Annotated in this window: 26 protein-coding genes; all 26 read right to left on the reverse strand. The window is 36.0% G+C overall.

Annotated elements, in window-relative coordinates; all coding sequences use genetic code 11:
* Window positions 1–1014 carry a class I SAM-dependent methyltransferase gene (locus DW196_RS04770; RefSeq protein WP_118250426.1) on the reverse strand — a complete coding sequence of 338 codons (1014 nt, stop codon included), beginning with the start codon at window positions 1012–1014 and terminating at the stop codon, window positions 1–3.
* Between the two features lie 127 nt (window positions 1015–1141).
* Window positions 1142–1468, reverse strand: a complete 327-nt coding sequence (locus DW196_RS04775) for a hypothetical protein (protein WP_118250427.1) — start codon at window positions 1466–1468, stop codon at window positions 1142–1144.
* Window positions 1446–1820: a ComGF family competence protein gene (locus tag DW196_RS04780; protein WP_071457554.1), complete on the reverse strand. Its 375-nt coding sequence runs from the start codon at window positions 1818–1820 to the stop codon at window positions 1446–1448. Before DW196_RS04780 ends, DW196_RS04775 begins: the two co-directional genes overlap by 23 nt.
* A gap of 35 nt (window positions 1821–1855) precedes the next feature.
* The gene (locus DW196_RS04785; RefSeq protein ID WP_071457555.1) at window positions 1856–2158 is read right to left on the reverse strand and encodes a hypothetical protein; all 303 of its coding nucleotides are present in this window, start codon (window positions 2156–2158) and stop codon (window positions 1856–1858) included.
* The gene (locus DW196_RS04790; RefSeq protein ID WP_118250428.1) at window positions 2142–2585 is read right to left on the reverse strand and encodes a type II secretion system protein; all 444 of its coding nucleotides are present in this window, start codon (window positions 2583–2585) and stop codon (window positions 2142–2144) included. The genes DW196_RS04785 and DW196_RS04790 overlap by 17 nt, the downstream gene beginning before the upstream one ends.
* Window positions 2578–2823: a competence type IV pilus major pilin ComGC gene (gene comGC / locus DW196_RS04795; RefSeq protein ID WP_079348591.1), complete on the reverse strand. Its 246-nt coding sequence runs from the start codon at window positions 2821–2823 to the stop codon at window positions 2578–2580. Before comGC ends, DW196_RS04790 begins: the two co-directional genes overlap by 8 nt.
* Window positions 2824–2886: 63 nt before the next feature.
* A complete protein-coding gene (locus tag DW196_RS04800; protein ID WP_199566560.1) occupies window positions 2887–3900 on the reverse strand; it encodes a restriction endonuclease subunit S in 1014 nt (337 codons plus the stop codon).
* Window positions 3893–5803 (reverse strand): class I SAM-dependent DNA methyltransferase, encoded by a 1911-nt coding sequence (locus DW196_RS04805; protein ID WP_118250430.1) that lies wholly within the window; start codon window positions 5801–5803, stop codon window positions 3893–3895. Before DW196_RS04805 ends, DW196_RS04800 begins: the two co-directional genes overlap by 8 nt.
* Window positions 5804–5957: 154 nt before the next feature.
* Window positions 5958–6701 (reverse strand): peptidoglycan amidohydrolase family protein, encoded by a 744-nt coding sequence (locus tag DW196_RS04810; protein ID WP_118250431.1) that lies wholly within the window; start codon window positions 6699–6701, stop codon window positions 5958–5960.
* Between the two features lies 1 nt (window position 6702).
* Complete coding sequence (locus DW196_RS04815; protein ID WP_158563519.1) at window positions 6703–6981, reverse strand: holin; 279 nt, start codon at window positions 6979–6981, stop codon at window positions 6703–6705.
* A gap of 5 nt (window positions 6982–6986) precedes the next feature.
* Window positions 6987–7202 carry a hypothetical protein gene (locus DW196_RS04820; RefSeq protein ID WP_118250433.1) on the reverse strand — a complete coding sequence of 72 codons (216 nt, stop codon included), beginning with the start codon at window positions 7200–7202 and terminating at the stop codon, window positions 6987–6989.
* Between the two features lie 21 nt (window positions 7203–7223).
* Window positions 7224–7520, reverse strand: coding sequence for a hypothetical protein (locus DW196_RS04825; protein WP_118250434.1), 297 nt, complete (start codon window positions 7518–7520; stop codon window positions 7224–7226).
* A 12-nt stretch (window positions 7521–7532) separates the two neighbouring features.
* Window positions 7533–9527, reverse strand: a complete 1995-nt coding sequence (locus DW196_RS04830; RefSeq protein WP_118250435.1) for a DUF859 family phage minor structural protein — start codon at window positions 9525–9527, stop codon at window positions 7533–7535.
* The gene (locus DW196_RS04835) at window positions 9527–12217 is read right to left on the reverse strand and encodes a phage tail protein (RefSeq protein WP_118250436.1); all 2691 of its coding nucleotides are present in this window, start codon (window positions 12215–12217) and stop codon (window positions 9527–9529) included. Before DW196_RS04835 ends, DW196_RS04830 begins: the two co-directional genes overlap by 1 nt.
* Window positions 12217–12873, reverse strand: a complete 657-nt coding sequence (locus DW196_RS04840; protein WP_118250437.1) for a hypothetical protein — start codon at window positions 12871–12873, stop codon at window positions 12217–12219. The genes DW196_RS04835 and DW196_RS04840 overlap by 1 nt, the downstream gene beginning before the upstream one ends.
* A gap of 3 nt (window positions 12874–12876) precedes the next feature.
* Window positions 12877–15462, reverse strand: a complete 2586-nt coding sequence (locus tag DW196_RS04845) for a hypothetical protein (protein WP_147408668.1) — start codon at window positions 15460–15462, stop codon at window positions 12877–12879.
* Between the two features lie 126 nt (window positions 15463–15588).
* Window positions 15589–15882 carry a peptide methionine sulfoxide reductase gene (locus DW196_RS04850; protein ID WP_147408669.1) on the reverse strand — a complete coding sequence of 98 codons (294 nt, stop codon included), beginning with the start codon at window positions 15880–15882 and terminating at the stop codon, window positions 15589–15591.
* A 26-nt stretch (window positions 15883–15908) separates the two neighbouring features.
* Window positions 15909–16328, reverse strand: a complete 420-nt coding sequence (locus DW196_RS04855) for a hypothetical protein (RefSeq protein WP_118250440.1) — start codon at window positions 16326–16328, stop codon at window positions 15909–15911.
* Window positions 16328–16975: a hypothetical protein gene (locus DW196_RS04860; protein WP_233541916.1), complete on the reverse strand. Its 648-nt coding sequence runs from the start codon at window positions 16973–16975 to the stop codon at window positions 16328–16330. Before DW196_RS04860 ends, DW196_RS04855 begins: the two co-directional genes overlap by 1 nt.
* Window positions 16962–17345 carry a hypothetical protein gene (locus DW196_RS04865; protein ID WP_118250441.1) on the reverse strand — a complete coding sequence of 128 codons (384 nt, stop codon included), beginning with the start codon at window positions 17343–17345 and terminating at the stop codon, window positions 16962–16964. Before DW196_RS04865 ends, DW196_RS04860 begins: the two co-directional genes overlap by 14 nt.
* Before the next feature lie 2 nt (window positions 17346–17347).
* Window positions 17348–17770 (reverse strand): HK97-gp10 family putative phage morphogenesis protein, encoded by a 423-nt coding sequence (locus DW196_RS04870; RefSeq protein ID WP_118250442.1) that lies wholly within the window; start codon window positions 17768–17770, stop codon window positions 17348–17350.
* Entirely contained in the window at window positions 17760–18092 is a 333-nt protein-coding gene (locus DW196_RS04875) for a head-tail adaptor protein (protein ID WP_118250443.1), read from the reverse strand. The genes DW196_RS04870 and DW196_RS04875 overlap by 11 nt, the downstream gene beginning before the upstream one ends.
* Window positions 18092–18625 (reverse strand): hypothetical protein, encoded by a 534-nt coding sequence (locus DW196_RS04880; protein ID WP_118250444.1) that lies wholly within the window; start codon window positions 18623–18625, stop codon window positions 18092–18094. The genes DW196_RS04875 and DW196_RS04880 overlap by 1 nt, the downstream gene beginning before the upstream one ends.
* Window positions 18626–18657: 32 nt before the next feature.
* Entirely contained in the window at window positions 18658–18909 is a 252-nt protein-coding gene (locus DW196_RS04885) for a hypothetical protein (RefSeq protein WP_118250445.1), read from the reverse strand.
* A gap of 4 nt (window positions 18910–18913) precedes the next feature.
* Complete coding sequence (locus DW196_RS04890) at window positions 18914–19840, reverse strand: hypothetical protein (protein ID WP_118250446.1); 927 nt, start codon at window positions 19838–19840, stop codon at window positions 18914–18916.
* 22 nt (window positions 19841–19862) lie between these two features.
* The gene (locus DW196_RS04895; RefSeq protein ID WP_118250447.1) at window positions 19863–20450 is read right to left on the reverse strand and encodes a phage scaffolding protein; all 588 of its coding nucleotides are present in this window, start codon (window positions 20448–20450) and stop codon (window positions 19863–19865) included.
* Between the last annotated feature and the right edge of the window lie 89 nt (window positions 20451–20539).

Raw genomic sequence — 20539 nt, forward strand, 5'->3', positions numbered from 1 at the left:
CTATTTTATATTCGATTCGCACCATTGACGAAATTGATTGACAAAATTTAATACACTTTGATTTTCTTTCAAAGATGGCAATTCTGCAAGCAATACTTCTTTTGATTGCGAGGATTCTCCACCTTTATTTTGAACCAGGACGATTGATTTTCCTAAACCTTTTTGACTAAAAAGAGTTTTTGGTAATTGTAATATGCCTTGTAAGTAAACTTCTTCCACTAACCATTTTTTTAGGACATCTGCTTGCTCTGTTTCCAAAAAGTTATTTGGTAATAAAAATAAACCAAATCCTCCTTCTTTAACATATCGCATGCTTTGTTCCATGATTAAATGATGAGCATAACTATGTTCAGTAGGAAAAGATGTCATGAAGTCTTTTGCTACTTCGTCTTTAGGATAATACCCTATCGGTAAATCAGCTATTGCCACATCAAGTGGTTCGATAAAAAGTGGCTCTAAAGAATCTTGGTGAAATAATTCAACCTCTAATCCTAACCAATTCTTGTTTACTGCAGCTACTTGTAATAGCAAGTCATCAGCATCAACGCCAACGCCTCGAATATCTTTGTAACCAGCTAAATCCAAATTACTCAAAATTGTATAGAGTAAATTACCCATACCAACTGACAAGTCCCCAACAACCATATTGTTTTTTTCATGTTTGGTTAGTTGTTCAATCATATAAACAAATAAAAAACCAATACTATCTGGTGTTAGTTGATGATTTGCTTGAAGTGGTTCCACCTTTAAGCCACTAAGTAATGTTAACTGGGTGATTTTTCGTTTTTCTTCAACTGACAAGTCCATATTTAATAATTCTTGGTAATATGTTTCAAGTTGTGTCACCTCAGACTGACTTGGTACGTTATCAATCACACGAACACTGCCACCATCCAATAAGTTTTCACCGTTTTCAACATAGGCATCAAAAAAAGACGTGTCCAATGTCTTCTGTAGCAATTTCACAGATTCATTCAAATCTTGAAAGCCTATCTCAACATTCGTTTGAGACAAATGTGTCACCTCTTCCTTGTCTTATTCACAAATCTCTTACTTTCCTATTCTATCGAAAGAATTTAGATATTTCAAGGCATTCAAACTGAAAAAGATAGGGTTTTTTTTCGTCTGATGATAGCCTTTACTAATTATTTACAAAAACATGTCGTTTAAAACCACTGTGAAGTTCTATTTTTAATTTCACCAAACTACCAAATCTACTTTTCTCAAGTGTCACTTGCCCCACAGAATAATTAACAATTTTCGTTTCATTATTTTCCATTATTAAAATATCTGCTTGAGATTTTTCTTCAAGTATATCTGCTAAATAAGAGTCTGTTGCTTGCTTCATCAACAACTGCTTTTGCTTGTAATCATCAATAAAATATAAGGTGCTAATCGTAAAAAGTGCCAATAAACACAAAAAAGGGATCGCTATCCCTCCTTCATTATTTTTGTAAAAAGTAGACATATCTCTCCCCTTTTTCTGTTTCTAAATTCATCTCAATCATACGGTCGTGCTCAATAAAGTTCGCTGTTTTAAGACCTACAATAATTGGGTGAAATCCAGGTTGCTTCCTCAATGTGTCTTTGTATAAGTCAAAAATGATTTTATCCTCTTTATCTGCACCTATTTTTTTGTAAATCAATTGACTAGGTTGTACCTCAACAAGTGTCAGTTCTTTTATTTCATACTCTAATTGTTGTTTTCCAATCTGTATTTCCAGATAAGATGCGTCTTTTTGTACTTGCCATATGCCATTGACCTGCTTGATAAATGGTGTCACAAATAATAATAATCCCATCGTTAAACTAAGTGCCACAAGACACTCAAACAGTGTAAAACCACTTTGTGATGTCAGCCATCTCTGCTGATATCTAACACGCGACCATTTTTCTTTAAAACAATCTGTTGATCACTCCCATCAATTATCACTATCTTTTCTTTTTCTGCTTTTTTGCGTAAGGCTTCCTTATCTTTTTGTGTGGTAGCATACTGCCATTCTTTGGCAAAAATCGCTAGCTCTAAATCATGCTGACTTTTCTCCTGTTCATATCTGATAAAAACGAAGGTTTCACACATAAAAAGGATTCCCACTGTTAAGGCAAGCATAGCTAAAAGACTTTCTAATAATAAATACCCATCATTTTTTCTCAACATATTTAAACACCTTACTACTACCTAACTGAACCACATATCGAATGCTCGTTTGAGTTGAGTCATCATAAAACTCAAAGGTTTCTAAAACACTTGGACTAGCTGATCCACTCTGTAGCGTTACTTCACTGTCTTTTTGAATATATAAAGGCCTGTTTATTTCAATCTTCTCTTCTATTTTTTCTCCCTTAAAGGTGTAACTAAAGAAGAGACACTGTGAGGAGCTTATTGCTTTAACTTTGCTCTGTTCTTGTTCAACAACGGCACTATGCTGACTTCTTTCATATAATCGTTCAAACAAAATGAGTTGAGAAGCAGCAGTTTGTTTTTCCCGCCACTTCTCTATTTTTAAAATTGGCATGATAGCTAAAATACTAATAACAAGTAACACACATAAACATTCCCAGAATGTAAAACCTTCATCATTCAACCACAATGCCTATTTTCTCGGCTTTGTCTTTTTGTTCTTTTGAAATATATCCTCCCTGAACTAATTCATCTAAATCTTTTGGTCGTTCAGAATGATCTAAATAGTACATTTCAGTTTGCGTTTGGATGACCTTACCTAGCGCTTCATCTCCTTGTTTGTTAATACCGGCTTGTTGTTTCGTCAAATTTGGTACAAACAAAATAATCAAAACAGCAATAACTAATAACACAATCAGCATTTCAATATAGGTAACCAAATATATCAAAAAAGAAGCGGTTTTTTATTCGTCCGCTTCTTTTTTTTAATGTTTTTCTAACACTTCATTTTCCTTCTTCTTCATATATTGCTCCATAAATTCAAGGTCTATTCTTCCTGTCTCCTCAATAATTGGAATTTTTATCTTTAACATTGAAAATCTTTTATCCGTTAATGTATAACCATGTCCAAAAATTCCATGATATTGAGAAAGTATACCTACTATAAATAGCCCACTGTATCTATTCATGTTAAATAAAGGTTTCAATACCATAACGTTGATGCTATCAACGACATATGGAGTTTCCTGATAATAAGCTAGCCCTGCTCCCCCATCACCAATTTTATTCCATGTTATTGTATTGCCTGCTTTTGCATTTGTAAAATCATTACTAAACTCTTTTAAACCATTTCTCATTTTCTTTGCAGATATATAAGGTAATAATTCCTTATCATTCACTTGTGTCACCGTCTTGTCTATTTCAAAAAGATCACTAATTTTTATTGTATCCCAAGTTACATCTGACAATTTTCTTTCATCTGATACAACATTTAGATTAACTTGAGGTGGTAAATCGCTGATTATTTCTTGCTTGGATTCAATGTACTCCTTCATAAATTCCCAATCAGGTTCGTCAGGACTAACTGCTGGCAACTTAATTTTTTCCCGTTTTATTCTGTCATCGGATATTTCTCTATTAAAAGAATACTTTTCTCCAATCATAGATATTGAAGCAATCAAGAACATGTAATGCTCTTTAACTAATTCTTCATTTACTAGTGCTGTAACGTGATCTGAAGCAATAAATTCATAATCATGATAAAAAATATTCCCTACACTTCCACTATTAGCAATAGTTAAACAATTAGAATATTTACGAACATTTTCTTCATTTCCAATAAAGCCATCTACTCCATTATTATATTTGGTAGAGCTAATATATGGGATATCACCTTTTATTTGATTTTTTTTTGTTAATCTTTTACCTCTCTGAATAGTCGTAAATATTTCATCTAAAGAAAAAAATTCCCAATCAATTTGTTCAAATTTTCTATTCATTAGTATCACCTTCAAATAAATAACTTTTCCCATGAATTTGCATGTCATACTTGAAAGCCATGTAATCAGCAATAACTTTTTCGAAGTCCTCCTCTGTAGGCACATCATCATTAAAATAATAGAAACTGTGCAACCATTCATCGGTATCATCTATTGTCGTTTTAACAATAAACGCACTGTTATCATCTTCGTTATCTCTATAAACATTGAGTAGATGCTCACGCTTTCCTTTTTCAGTTCCATCTCCAACTAAACCGATATGCTTTCTAACAACATATCCATCATCCTCAAAATTAATAAAAGATACACGTTTATTTTCTGGATGTGACACACCTGCTGTAAACACCGCAATACAAGGATTAGTACCTACACCGTGAAATGTTTCGGTGTTTAATGTTATCACTGACTCTAAAGTATGACTTTCTAAAATTTGTTTCTTCCTTGCTTTATCATGACGGTTTTTACCAACCATTGTTGATTGAGGCACTATTACACATAGTTGGCCACCAACCACTAACATATCCAACGCATGTTGAATAAAGCTTAATTCTGATAAATGTTGTGTCTGATCGTTCTTAGCTTGAGAATATGGAGGGTTCATTAGAATTTTATTTACCCCATGTTCTTTCATAACTTCCTTATCAAATGTCAAACTATTATCACGAATTAAATTACTCTTACCGTCTCCTCTTAGAATCATGTTGGTTGTTGCGATAGTAAATAACTTTTGCTGAATCTCAATTCCATATAAACGGTTCTGCTTTATGTCAGTTCTTTCATCATCATTTTCTGCTTGATCTAACATTCTATTCATAGCACTTATTAAAAATGCCCCTGTACCACATGCTGGATCCAGTACATAATCAGATTTATTTATTTGAATAAGTTCAGCCATTAATGACGTTATATGTCTTGGTGTCAACACAATACCTAGTGAATTACCATCACTACCACCGTACTTAACAAACTCACCATAGAAATTACCTAAAATATCAAAATCTGTATTACTTTTGATTTTTTCCATAATCTCTGCTTCTAGTGTAGTCGCAAAGTATTTCAGAGGTGTCATTTCTAAGTTACTATTTACTGTGTTCAACGTTACGTCCCTTTGAATAAAAGTGAACTGATCTAACATTTCACCTACTTTTGCATAAGGCACAATTCCTGCATTTTGTAAGAAGCGCTGTACTGCTGTGAAAATCAATTCTCCATCAGCACTGCCCTCTCTATCTGAACCTTTTAACTGCTCTAGTGAGAATGTTGGTTCTTCCAGTGCTAATAATATAGCTGATACAACAGTTGCTTTCTTTTCGCCCTCTAATTGTCCGTAATTCCTTAAATCCTCATGCATATCTGCAGCTATTTTATTAACTTCTCGTAATTCTCTTTCTTCTTTAGGTAACTCACCTTTGATAGCTACATTATAAAATTCCTCAATATTCTCAGGAGATATATCCTCTAAACTTTTCATATCGGGTAATTCTTGTATTTCATTTTCCGTTACAAAATAAGGCTGTATTTGATAATGTAAGCCATCACCAGCTACACCTATTGCGATAACTTCCTTATAAGAGTTAGTTTTCTTAATAATATGCTTAGCATAATGAATTGCACCATTAACTGCATAATCTCTCCTATAAGGAAATTCAGTATCTACTGTATCATTTTCATCTTTATATTCTAGCTTATCTATTGCAAGTTTATCTTCAATGATTATTAAATGATCTCCTGAAAAAAAGATAAATTCTGGCTTACCTACTCCTCTAGAGTCCTTTGATTTACTAGCATTCTTTAAAGCCTCTTTTATTTGCACATTAGATGATCCTTGTTCCTCGTATGAAACTCCTAAATCCTCTATAAATCTTCTAACTAGCTGATCAGTACTTGTTCTTTCATTTACCATTTTATCTATCCACCTATTTTTCACTATTCTTTAGTATGTTTTAACTAGTTTAATAATAGGTCAATTTTCAGTCTTTTACAATCAAAATATCACAAATGAACATACGTAACTAACAAAAAACGACACTACCTAATATAGATAATGTCGTTCTGATCTATTTAAATGTTCCCCAGTAATCTAAACGCTTTTGACCATTAGATCGACCTGTTGCAATAAAACCATAAGTTCCATCAGCTCGTGGTTGTCTAATCCACACATACCCACCTTTATGTGTAAACTGATCATACTTAATTTTATCACCTTTATAGACTTTTCCGATAATTTTACCGTCAACAGCTTTATCTCGAATCATTATAGGTTCATTAATAGTAACCTGAAATGTTCCTTTTTCCATATACCATCCTACTTTGTCAGGACGTTCTGTTACAGGCAGTGTTGTAATAGGTGCTGTATTTGCATTAGTATTGCGGTAAACATACCATCCCATAAAATAAGGACATGTTGTGGCTTCATTATCAACGTAAACACCGTTCATCTGTGGATTTTTATATGTACAGTGAATAATTTGAGTATTACTAATAAATTCTACTACATGGCCAGCAGCTCCTCCTGAAGCACCTTTTTTTCCAAAAATAACAACGTCGCCACGTTTAGCCATCCAACTTTTATTTGTAGCTATTAATTTATAGCCATTTTGAATTAAGTAATCATGCATAGAATCTGTATTGTATAACCATCCTGGTTTACTTGCTCCAGCTTTTTCTAAAGAACGAACAATGGTTCCTGAACAATCACCTGTGCCATCTGAGCCATCTCTAGCACCAGTCATTGAATATCTAATACCTTTTCTTTGTAACTCATACATGAAATCAATTGATTTTTCTATTTTAACTACCATTTTATCTGTCCCCTTCCCCTTTTGAAACTGCAATTTCTTTTAAATTAACACCTAAATCATAAAAACCTCCTGCTGCCATCCCAGACAACGCTCCACCCCAGATAAAAGTAACTAATTCATCTGGCGTAAAAGATACAGCCCACAAACCACCAATAATCATACCGATAGCTAAGTTAATAATTGGAAGACGTTTTTTTCCTCCAAATGTTGTTTTATACACCTGCGTAACTCCTAAAACTACAGGTACAATTATTGTTGCTGCCGCCATCACATTTTCCATATCAATCATTTTCCTTTCATTTCCATAATGTCATGTTCCGCTTCTCTCATACGACCTTCAAGTCCATATGTTCGTTCAACGATATTATTATGTTTTTCTACTTTTTTCTCTAACTCACTTAATCTATGATTAACTAGCTTGTTAGTTGTTAAAATACCGCCAAATGTACCAAAGCCTGTACCTAGCAAACTAATTATTGCTACCAAAACTGGTTCACTCATCTACATTTTTACCACCTTTACTTATTCTTTATCCTGCTTCTCAACACGTTCACTTTGTAAATTGATAACTTCTTCCATCAAACTAGATATCATTGTTTTCATCTGAAGTAATAGCAACCTGTTTTCTTTTTGTTCTTGTAATAGCTGCTCGTTTTGTTGTTTCCATTGCTCTTTCTCTGGATCTTTAACTTCCGTAGGCATTTCATCTAAGTTGGTTGTCCACCCTTCTGGTACTTCTTCGCCTTCTTCAATAAATGCTTGTTCAAAATTTGCGTCACTATCACTTTGTTCTTCTATTTTTCTATAAATACTAATCATTTAATTTCTCCTTTACTCACTTATAAAAGGAACATAAACGTTTAACCAGGAACCTTCTGAAATTGGTTTATAATTCGAATCTGAATACCTGTGTATGGTTATCGTTCCGCTAGGTGAAAATTCAGTCACAAACTTGTTTGCTCCTGTTCCCTGACATAAATTTTTAGCATAAATATTAGGTCTAAAACCTTCAGGTGCAATGCCTATGTTAATTGCTGCTCCTGCTGCTAATTCAGCAGAGTTTTTTATCACACCGTGTAAATAACCAATTCGCCCACTTCTTGTTACCCTAAGATGAGTTCTTGCATCTGCATGATAATTACTAAAACCAGTTGAAAAAGAAACCGATGCAGTCCTTGTTTGAGAATTTACTTCTCCAGAGACTGACAACTCCCCACCAAGTGTGACCTCGCCATTTTCATTTAATTGATGATAACTTCGCCATTTTCCTGCTTTATCATACATATGAATTTTCATAGTATCTTCTTTCTCAGATATCGATAAATACGACATCAGCGATCCATCAGCTCTCCTAATTTTTAATACTTCATTATCTTGCTTATCGCTTGTTGGTGCTTTGATTGTAGGAGCTCTCTTAAATAATGTTTCCATTCTCACATCTAACCCATCAGACCTTCCCATTACTTCTCCTATAGCCATTCCTCGACCACCAGGATGAAAGTTTAAGAGAGTAAATCCAGATGGAATGCTAGTTTGTGTTATAACTGTAGTAAAGTAATCAGTTGCTACAAATTGAATGTCATAGCTGTAGTCCTCGTGAAAGTTTGGTAAAACAGAAGACGATTTTAGAGAATATGAGTTACTTGATAAAATTGTCTCAGACCACTCACTAGTTCCTGACTTCTTATACCTCAATTTAAATGTTTTATTATTCTTATTTACAACGGGACTTATCAAACTGTCATAAGAAATTTTGACGTACGTTCCCTCGTTATTCTCAGAACCATCACTATTTGAACGAGTAGCAGATAGACTGTTGATGATAGGCTCATCATACGAGACTACGTTTATATCACGTGATACTGTGTCGGTTCTACCTCTTGAATCGACGACTTCAAAAATCACTTTATTAGTTCCTGGTGTTTGTAGAATGTCAGTAACTGCGCTTGATTTGTTGTAGCTAGTACCATTAACTTTTATCCTATGGACTTGTATCGTACTGCTGTAGGATCCACTTGCTGAAATAGAAAGACTGAGCTTTGATTTGTTTTGAACGTACACACCAAACTTAGCAGCTAACCCTTGCGTTGCTTCTGAAATACCGACAGAATTTATTTTTGGTACTATGCTGCTAGGAACTCTTGCTGTAAAGTTTTTTGAGGTGCTGCCAACTCTTGTGCTTCCACTATATGTATCTACTACAATCTTAGCTGTGCCAGATGTTGAGTTAGGTAGTAAGTTGCTGTCGTTGATTGACGGCGTAAAACTAACACTTGTACCAACATTATTCATTTCATGGCCTAACTTGCCATCTGTCCGATAGTATTTAACCTTGTGAGTAAAGGATCCAGACGCTCTACTTATGTTGACCGTTAATGGGCTACCTAAAGTACCACCACTAATACTTGATATGCTACTGGCTCTCGGAATCCTATTTAATGTTGCATTTACTTTTGGAAACGTCTGCGTTCCTACAAGAGATCCACCCCACCAAACACCGAAGTATTTTTGAAACTGCATACTGAAGGACTTAGTACCATCAGAGTTGTGATAAACTCTTTTAGTCCTGGACATGATGAGCGTAGATGAATTGCTACCTCCACCTACATTGCTTGTTGCTGTATACTTTGTACCATCAATCCATAACGATTGGGCGTCTGCTGTCGAGTTAGTATTGTAGCCATATGCTCCACGAATGACTGTTATGTTAACTTTCACATCAGAATAGTTGTTTGCAACATTTTGTGTTGCTGACCAGTCCATTCTTATCTTCAAATTTCCACTTGTTTTCTGTACATCCCATGTATTTGAACCACTTAAAGCCATTAGTTCACCACCTTCTTAAAGTCTAGCGAGCCATTATCACGAGGAATAAAAGCAAAGCTACCTAGTCTTAAACTGTTAATAAACTCACCATCTGTTACGTATAGTTTGTTGTTAGTAAAGTATGCTACCTCTGCTCCACTTTGTAAGAACTGAATTTTGTTGTTCTGAAGCTTTAAAATAAGCTCATTCCCTACTTGACCAAGAATGATATTTCCGTTTTCAAAACGAATATACTTTACTATTTCCTGGAACTTTACTTGCGTGTCATGGTCTAGTGTAGATATTTGTTCCACTAGGTTCTTGAAATTAAAGTTAAACGAGTTCTTCGTCTGTTCAAACTCACTTGATACTTCTTCTTGATACTCACTAAGTTCTGATTTAGCTGTATAAGTTTCTTTCACTTCTGTTCGTATAGAGTCCGACTCTTTTTCTATAGAGGTCTCTAATGTTGTAACAACTTCTGTGACGTAGTCGTTATCAGCCTTATCATTTAGCTTCTCGTCTACTGCTTCCTCTAGGTCTTTCACAGCTTCCCAAGTCGTATCACAAATTGCCTCTGTGTAGACCGTCTCTGTTGGACTTGAATAGACTATCTTACTTCTAAGCCACAGATACTTCCCAATTTCCCACTCTGGCACTCTGACAGACCATCCCATTGTTGGAGCGTCTGTTTTTGAGTCAGATATGGCGTATTCTTCTGTGATACTTGTTATCCCACGCCCCTTGAAAGCTGACCAGGTATATTTTGTATAGTCCTCACTATCTTTCTCCGTGAAGTCTGAATAGGTACCGATATATTGCATAGATGGTCTTTTGTTGTCTAGACCTGGACTCGATATATTGCCAATCTCCATTTTCATATTCCTAACCCTCATAATGGCTCCACTACCATAATTTGAATAGAAGGCTAATAATGCCTTTTTTTCACTATTATTAGATAAACGATGTCGAGTACTTATAACATATTTTTTCCAAGAAGTTGTCAATTTTAAGCCCGAAGTTCTATCGATATCTCCAGCTATTGAATATTTTGTTCCACTACCATTTTGACAATAGAAATTGAAAGTTCCATCTTTGGCCCCAATTATTTCAAACGTGTAAGTAAAAATAGCGTCTAAACCATGCGTATCAATTATCGGAGCTATATTCCAATCGGGAGAGTTAACAAATTCCCTACTCCCTGTATACTCTTTGTTTTTTAACGTTATAATTAAATTCTCGTTCGGGTAAACTGTTGTAAAATCTTCACCATTCACACCATTCGCCCACGCTGTGTGGAAGTATGGTGTTTTACCATCCTCTCCTGGTTTTCCAGGTGTTCCGTTCGTACCATCTGCACCTTTGATTAACGACCATGCATAATCACTAGGTGTATTTGAATCTTTTTGAGTGAAATCAACGTACATTCCTATATACTTTCTTTCTGGATTATCTAAAGAAAAATCTTTAGTTCCGTCTGCACTATTTGCATAAGCTATATGAGTGTATTGAGTTTTGCCATCAGCACCTTTTTCTCCTGGTATTCCTGGAGGGCCTTGTTCTCCGTCTTTACCAGGTTCTCCTGGCTCTCCTTTTGGCCCTTCGATAACATCAATATTGCTTATAGCTTTATCTGTTTGAATTTGATTCTCTGTTAGCGTTCTACGTTGATAACCAATAGAAAGTTTATCCTGTGATGGATTAGTAAGATGTAGTTCTTGTTTTTCAACAAGTAACAGTTCGTCAACACCATGTGGCACGCTAACGACTTGTACATATTCAAAAACTCTAAACTCATCTATCGTTGCGTCTACAAGTGACAAATCAATAGCTGTTAAGTCTAGCGTTAGACTTAATTTAACAAGTTGAGCAAGCTCTTGTTTTGCTTTATTTAATAAGTTAGTCGCCACCGTTACATCGTTCCAAGTAACAGATTTCATAAGAAAACCATATTTTTTTACTGCTTCATCATCTTGTATAAAGTCTTTACCATCGTTCACGGACTCAATTGTTAGCCTAGCACCTTTTTGGCCATCTTCACTTTCCGCTTCTTTTCCTAACGGCAAGATTGCAGTATATAACTCTGTTGCACTTGATCTAGTTGCTAAGTCGAGTAAATTTTGACCTAGTTCAATTTTTTGAAGACTTTTCTCGTTGCTATCCTCAAGATAATCTAGATAGTTAACACCATTTTCTCTACGTACAATTAAATAGCCACCTAACGACTTGATGAGCTTACTTTCTACAACGTCCCAAGTTTGAGGATACGTTTTGTCCGAACGCACGATATAATCATTTGGATCTTTAACAGTTACAGTCCCTACCCTGAATTGTTTTTCTACTGGCACTTGTGAGTTATGTTGTTCTACTAATAATTCTAGGTATTCTCTGACTCCCCCTGAAAACTCATAAGGTCTTAACACTGTATCGTTTAAATAAGCAAGTTCACCTTCACATATAACTGTTTTAGCTCTATCAAATTCTAGTTCGTCATCAAGCACACGCCCTCTAAATAAAAGGACTTCGTCTTGATAAACTTCTACTATACTTTTTAGTTTCTTGATACGAGCAAACAGTGGGTGTGTTGGATATACTGTAAAATCAAGAGCACCAGCCTTATTTACTTCTAGCTTTAATTTAGAATCGAATATCTCGTATTCTTCTATTCTGGGATCATAAAACGTCTGACCGTCCAATTTAACGAAATACATTATAAAGCTCCTTCCTGGTACTCAATTTTTACAGTCGTTCCTGCTTGCGCTTTGATAACAAGGTTGTTATCCCCCTGAAGCAACACAACTCCTGCATTTCTAAACGTTCCAGCACCGTGATTATAAGTCTTGTTGTTGAATACAATTTGAACAGTGTTATTTACTGTGAAAGTCGGCACTGTGGCCATTCGTTCATTCGATAAAGTAGTTGTTAATGTTCCACCTGAAGGAACAACTTTATTCACTATTGTTTTGTCTTTCTTAAGCATGTAAGGTTCACAAATAGCACTTATTGGAATAATCGCCACTGCTTTATCTTCATCTATTGTCCCTATACTCAAACGACCTATAAATCTATATTTTGGATATTGCGGCATGATTATTTCTTGCTTTCTGCCATGATGATTATTAACTAACTCTTTCCTTATTTCGTCCCATCTACCGCTATCAGCTGGCAACACAAGAGAAAAGTCTACCTCACGTTTATCATAGGAAACTTCTCCAGTTAAAGACTCGGTTAAATCTATAAATCCATCTCCAAACGGTATGTCGATGTAATGTGTTTTAGGTTTCGCTTCTCCTACAGATGAATTAGGACTAAGCAATAGTCCATAATCAGTAAAAGTCCACTTGCTGCCTATTTTTACCTGTCTCATAGACTATCGCCCCCTTCTGTCATATCGTTCTGCTTGCCCTAACGCTCGGTTCATTTGACTACTGATCGAACCAACTAATGCACCACTGTCCATAACAACTTTCAAGTTATTAATCTGCGTTTGTTGGCTTTCAATAATTCTTATTAATTGATCTAATTTAGAAACCACTGCGTCTTGGCCATGTTCCATCTCTTTAGCAATACCTAATCCGATACCACCTAAAGTTTTAGGATTTAACGGTAGAATTGCTTCTGGCCCTGCTTCTCCACCTACCATCATGCTGTTACCATTCATTCCAAACATAGTTGGATCTTGCATAATACCTCCGTCTTTGTACCAAGAAACACTTAACTTAGGTACTGATGGCGGTTTTAAACTAAACGATCCACTCAAACTGAAATGAGGTAACGGTGGCATTGAAATCTTAGGAATTCTTAAACGCATACCACTAAAGAAACCTTTTATTGCATTCACTATTCCGCTGATTTTACTTTTTGCTGCTTCTATTGGTGTTATCATTGCATTTTTAACACCGTTCCAAGTGCTTGTAGCAACACTCTTTATTGAATTAAACACGCTTGACGTTGTTGATTTAATACCGTTCCATACGCTAGTAACAACACTTTTTATTGAATTAACAACTGATTGTATAGTCGATTTAATACCGTTCCATACACTACTTGCTACTCCTCTAACTGCGTTAAAAACGCTTGAGGTTACACTCTTAATAGCATTCCATGCGGCTGTTACAACACTATTTATGACATTAACAACTGTTTGTATTACTGCTTTTATGCCATTCCAAACGGTAGTAACAACAGATTTTATAGCATTAAACACTGTAGACGTTACTGTTTTAATTACATTCCACCCTGTTGTTACAATTGCCTTAACAATATTAATAGCGGTTTGTACAATAACTTTAATACCTTCCCATACTAAAGATATCGCTAACTTGATACCTTCCCAGGCTAAAGACGTCGCCAACTTTATAACTTCCCAAGCTGTTGATATCACTACAACTATTAAATCAATAGCTGTTTGAATAACTAACTTGATACCTTCCCAAGCTAGTTCCATTGCTAATTTAATAGCTTCCCAAGCAACTGTAAGGACTTGCTGTATGATTAATAAATAGTTTTCAATCAACACTTTAATAGCTTCCCAGATTAAAGAGAGGCTTTCTTTAATCAGTTCCCACGCTGCAGTCCAATCTCCATTTATCAGAAGCATGACAGCTTTAATAACATTCAAAATAACGTCTAAAGCAGTACTGATTACTGTTTTGATGTTTTCCCAAACTAAGGTAACAACTGTTTTAATAGCTTCCCACGCTGTCGTTAAAAGAGGGCTTAAAACAGACATAACTGTACTTACAATAGCCAATATTCCATTCCAGACTGTTTCAGCTGTTTGTTTGATTAGTTCATTATTTTCTGACCACCAAGATACTAATGAACCAAAAATTTCTTGTACAAAACTAGATATCTCTTGCACTGCGCTATTTATAAATTCTTTTATCTGTCCCCAAACTTCGTTGACTTTATTTCTAAAATCTTCATTCGTTTTATACAGATAAACAAAAACACCAATAAGAGCAGTTATTATACCGATTACCAGTCCAACTGGCCCCATCAATAAAGCAAAACCACTTTTAACAAGACCTAAACCAGCTGTTAAACCTGGAAAAAGAGAAGCTAGGCCTCCCATAACAGAACCAGCTTTTCCAACTGCTAAAGCTACAGCGCCCACTTTAGTAATGATAGTTCCAAAAACAAGAAGCATCGGCCCTGCTGCTACTATTACTACACCTACCCATTTTTGCCATTCAGCTAAAGGCAGGTTATCCCACATGTTGCCTAGAACTCGTTTTATATTCCCAACAAAAGCTTCAACCGAGCTTTTAAAGTTGGCCATCAACGACTCCATATTCGCATTTTCTTGTCCGAAGCCTGCAGACAAATCTTGTAAACTAGCTTTCATCATTCCAAAAGAACCTGATACCGTTTCTTCCGCTTCTTTAGAAGTTGTTCCAGTGATCCCCATTTCATCTTGAACCTTATGTATCGCTTCAATCATGGTATGAAAATCAATATCGTTAACGTTATCAGCAGTAGCAACCATTGTATCGCCTAGAACTCCTGAATCATTTATTAAGCGTGCCATTTCACCAGCAGTACCACCGTAACCAAGTTTTAAGTTGTCTAACATTGTATAGTTCTGTTTAGCAAACCCTTGATAGGCATCTTGAACTGAGCCTATATTAGTACCAAACTTATTTGCGTTATCTGACATATCAACCATAGCTATATCAGCTATTTTGGCCGCTTTTTCAGTGTCTCCACCTAATCCTTGAAGTAAAGTTGCACTAAAACTAGTGACCTGTTCCATGTATTCCGTTCCCGAAACACCAGCACGTCTATAAGCAGACTCTGAATTCTTTATAACAGCTCCTGCAGAGCTCTTGAATAAAGTTTCAACTCCACCAATAGCTTGTTCTAAATTAGCAAACGACTTGATACTAGAAGCTACTGCGGCGGCAACTGGTAAAGAGATAGCCGTAGACATAACCTTCCCTGTGTTTACCATAGACTTTCCAACAGTTTGTAAGGAGGTGCCTAATTTTTGAGCTTTACGACTGACTTCATCTAAAGCTCTATTTGCTTTGCTGTTGTCTACGCCAATTGTTCCAAACAATTTAAATACTTCACCCATCTAGTCATCCTCCTTTTTTTGCTGGTTTATGTTCACAAATTGCGACGCAAATTTAAGTAATTCTTTCTCTTGTTCGTCAGTTACTATAGACGTTTTCTGTTTTTTACGTAAAGATTGAACGTTTTGCATCTTTTTGAATTCTTTAAACGATTTTTCCATAGAAGTGTGAACCCACATATCCCACAATAGTTCCTCTTTATCTTTATCCATCAGATAAAATAAAAAATCCGCTGTGGCTTCTAAACTATAAGTTTTTAAAAGTTCTAACGGATTAGCGTATCGTTTCCACAACAAGTCTTTAAGCCATAATTCGCCATCCTTTACTTGAGCAAGGAAGCGATAGATGAGAAAAAATCGGCTAATTCTGGCTTTTTGAAGAATGCTACTAATAATGATGTATATTCTTTCAAGCCTATCTCTTTAATCTCAGATACTTTTTTACCTGTCAATTCTGCTAACAACTCATTAATATCTGATTTAACAAGATTGATATTTAGCAAAACCTTTTGAAGGATAAGAGCTACTGCGTTCATACCTCTTTTTTGAGCTTTTAACTCTGCTTCTTCTCTTTCTTTTCTTGTTGGTTCTTTCTTCTTTTTGTCTGTTGGTACTGATTTAATAGCGTCCTCAACACTAGACTCAAACATTTTTACAAACTCATCTTTGATGTCTAACTTTCCTACAATGCTTAATAGAGAAAAAACGTCATCACCTTTTAATTCACGCATTTCTAGAGCCATTATTTACTCACCTCTTTTGTACTTGTATCTTGCGTAGCCATTCTAGTTGCTGGTTGTACTTCTCCTGGAAAATAGATAGCCCATGGGAATTCGTCAGCAGCTAATTGATCATAGCTTGCATGAGCTGTGATTGTTTGTTCTACAACTGCTTCATTATTGTCCTCTGTCGCTACCTCTAACGGACTTGTAACTAACCCATTATCTAATTTAAAAATAACTGGTTGTTTAGTTCCGTTATGGATCCCCACGACTGCTACAGATGGAATGTAGTCCGCTTCTTCTACATAACGTTTAGTTTTGATTACTTTGTAACCTTTAGGCGCTTCTCCTGTCGCTGCATCTTCAATCGTTCCGTTCAAGCTTCTACGCAGGTTCTCTGCAGTTAACTCTTTCAAGTTAGCAGTCACTGTCGCTACTGCTGACTCCATAACTTGTAACCCGACAACGTCCATCACGTATGCTCCGTCAACTTCTGGTTTACGATAAGTCTGTTCAATACTAACCGTAACCCCTCCTGACGTAGCCCCTAGTGGAGTGCCTGTGAAACCGCCTGTTGCATCATATTTAAAATCAGTAAAAATGGTTGCAGCATCAATAATAAAATTTTCTGAACTTGTTTTTGTATAACCTGTTTTAGGCAATGCCATATTCTTTCGTCCTCCAGTCTATTTTTACGTAAAACCTTAACGTTCTACGTTTTAAATCTTCATCATTCATAGGCACTTTATTAGAACCTTGAAAACTGAAAATCAAGTTAAATTCTTCTGTTAATTCTCGTTTGTAAATTAATGTATCTTTAAAGTTATTTTCCACTTCAAAAAGTTTAAGGTAACTAGAATTCAAATCAAAAATATCTATGTCTAAATAAAAACCCTCTTGATTTCTTTCTATATACTCGCTATCTAAGTCAAAGGTTGCGTAAGGATAGATTACTTTTTCTTTTCTGTTTTTGTCATAGTAGGTTTCGCTAAGAGCTGCCCTTAAAATAACAGTTAAGACTTTTACTAATTCAATCATCCTTACCCTCCTCTAAAAGTAGCACTGTATTCTTTTTCAAGAATATCTTGAACTTTATCTTTGTTTTGTCTAAACCCTTTACGCATGAATTTTTGCGCTTTCTGACCTCTCGTAAAATACCATTTACCCGAAGGATCTTGATACATCCAGCCACCTTGACGTCCTGCACCATTTTCAGCGTGTTCTCCAGTACCAAACTCAACGTATATACCATATTTTAACGGTGTCCCAACTTTACCCTCGACACTGGCCCCTATTGATTTAAGCGTATGATTAATTGAGTCTCTAAGACCGCCAGTTAAAACAGGAGTTCCAGATTTTACAGCAGACTCTATTATCAAAAGTGCTTTCTTCATACCTCGTTCACTAGCTGAGTTCATTTGTTTTTTCACTTTGCTTGTGTTGTCGATTAATTTAAACGTCATGCACAATACCGCCATACTTCAAATACAACTCATTGTGGTGATTAACTCCTACTGGATCATCTGCATAGGTTATGTCATACCATCGGCCAGATTCATCTACTAATCTCATATCATCTGTTATGCCTGCTTGATATTCTGGAATAACCGCAATATGTGTAGATTCTTCAATAAACGCTTGCTGTGAGCTGTTTAAATCTGTCCCTTGTAACAAGTCGATATATCCTTCAAAGCTCTTATAATCGTTCCACATTTCGATATAACCGCCGATTCCGTCATCAACCTGTAACTTTAACTGAACCTTTAAATACTGAGGTGAATACATTATCCCCACCTCATCTTTTCGTACTTCTTCAAAAAGTCCATTTTAGCTGCAGGGAATCCTTGAGAATTATCATTAGCGTTAACGTCATAATAAGTGGTACTCATTCGAGCAATCGATTCAGATTTAATCCCGACTTTACCGCCCATCTTCTTTTGATATTTAATTAACGACTCAACGCCTTGTTTAATGTCAGCTGGATACTCAATCTTGGTTATAAAAGCTTCCTTCACTTCTAAATTAAAGAAGTTAGCACTCTCACACTCGATGTAGTCATTACCGACTTCTGAAACAACAAACAGTCCGTCATTGTACCTGGACTCACTGACTTGTATTGTGTCACCAACTCTCAAGCCTAAAACGCTAGATCCTAATAGAATCTTGTTTGTCCCTTCAAATAAAAGTTTAAAGAATCGAATGTTCTTATTTTGAAAGTTATTACTCGTTAACTGACGCACCATTTGCTCGTATGCATCTAGATCGTTTTGAGTGATGTTCTCATCAATCACTTGTGCTTCTTTTAAAGTCAAAATCACCGAATCACCTCTTTCTCAAAAGAAAGGGCAGATTATTGACTGCCCTTTACTTCCTCGTATAACGCTCTTAGGTCGTCATTGCTTGCATTACCTTTAAAATCAACATTTAGAGTCGTTAGTGCTTCTTTTAGTTCGTCTCTGGTGAGTTCTTCTTTACGATCATCACTGCCAACACCATCTTGGGAAGATTCATCTTGAAGCTTGTATCCAAGTTCTAACAGCTTGTCAATCTCACGCTGTTCTTCTTTAACCTTCACCACGTTGTCTTTGATTAAGATAGCCATCTTCTTAACCTCCTGTTACTGGTACTAAGTTTGCATACACTTTTTCCAGCTTATTTTTAGGGATCCATAAATCATGATATTTACGGTAGTCCATTCTCCAAGCGTTTGCGTCTTGATTAGTTAGTGGATCAAACACACGAATAACATCAGTCTTGCTGATTGCGATTGGCGCATCTTTGGTTTTAATTAACCAGTTAATATCTTGCGCACCTGCAGCATTGACAACTCCACCTGCTTCTTGGCCGCTTGTTTTTCCATCCTGGAATGTGAACTGTGATTTCAACAATTTAGACGCTACTTTACGTAATGCGTTATCGTTGATTGATGTTAAACGTAGATCTAGGTCACCTTGTTTCAACACTGACTCGCTTGTTAAGTTCTTAAAGTGTTCATTACTTGCTAACAGCTGCACCATAACTGGACTAAGCGTTACAATCACATTGTTTTGAGTTCCGATTTTATCCTCTAAGACAGCTAAGTCTTGTAATAACTCATCTAATGCATTGCTTGCTGTTAATTCGATTTCTCGACTGTTCCCTGCTCCTTTAGCCAACGTAGCAATTTTTGAGTAACGGTATGCATCAATTTCTGGCACTACTTGAGTACGTTGGAATTCACCCATTACGTTACCTGCAGTAGCCACGAAGTTAGTTTCGTCTACGTCTTGTGAATCTAATTGGAAACGTCGTCCTCTATCTTGAGTTAACTTATGAGTATCCCATTCTAGAGTTACGTCGCCATCTACATATCCTGTTTGACGGTCATAGTCGCCCAATCCATCCATTGTTAAACTCGGTAGTTTCACTTCGTTACCACCGTTATATTTAACTTGCCCTGCGTTTGCTTCCATCCAACCTGATGTAGCTTCTTGCACTACTTGTTTGTCTAATACTGGTTGAAAAATTTTACTGTATTCTAAAGTGTTTGGCATTACTTATTCCTCTTTTCTTTTTTTATGGTTGTATTCCTACTGCTGCTTCAAACGCTGCTTGTGCTGCTATTTCTGGGTCTGCTGGGTCGCCATCTTCTAACTTGTTATCAATCGGCTTATACCCTCCATTTGAACCATCTGGTTTATTGTCATTAGACTTAAACCAATTAGCATTAGACTCTTGTAAACCTTTAATCTTGTTGTCTAAATCTTTAACAGTTCCATCATCAGCCATTTCAACGTCACCAAGCTTGAACATCATGTACTCAATATCTGTTGCACCTGCTTCTCGTAACGCATCTTTAATTGCATACGTCTTTTCTGCTTCAGCACGTGCCGCTTTAGCGTCTTCAGCTTCCTTCTGATACTGTTCAATCTTAGAAGTGGCTCCCTCATTGTCTTTGACTGTTTTCTGTAATTCAGAAACCAAATCATTAGCTGCATTTAAATCACTTTCCAGTTGTTCTTTTTGCTCTTTAATTTTAGAGAATCGAGTATCCAAGTTATCTTCACTTGCGATATATAAATTGTTCTTAGGCATGCCATCCACAATTGAGTTAACTGTCTTTTCTTCGATTCCTAAACTTGATAGATACTCTTTAAAATCCATTTTTACATACCTCCTGTTGCTACCCTTTTTACGTGGTCGGGATCACGTGCAATTAGCCATTTCACACTTGGCCATCAGTGAATTAAGTA

Origin of the sequence: Vagococcus sp. AM17-17, assembly GCF_003471765.1 — a bacterium.
Classification (GTDB): Bacteria; Bacillota; Bacilli; order Lactobacillales; family Vagococcaceae; genus Vagococcus; species Vagococcus teuberi.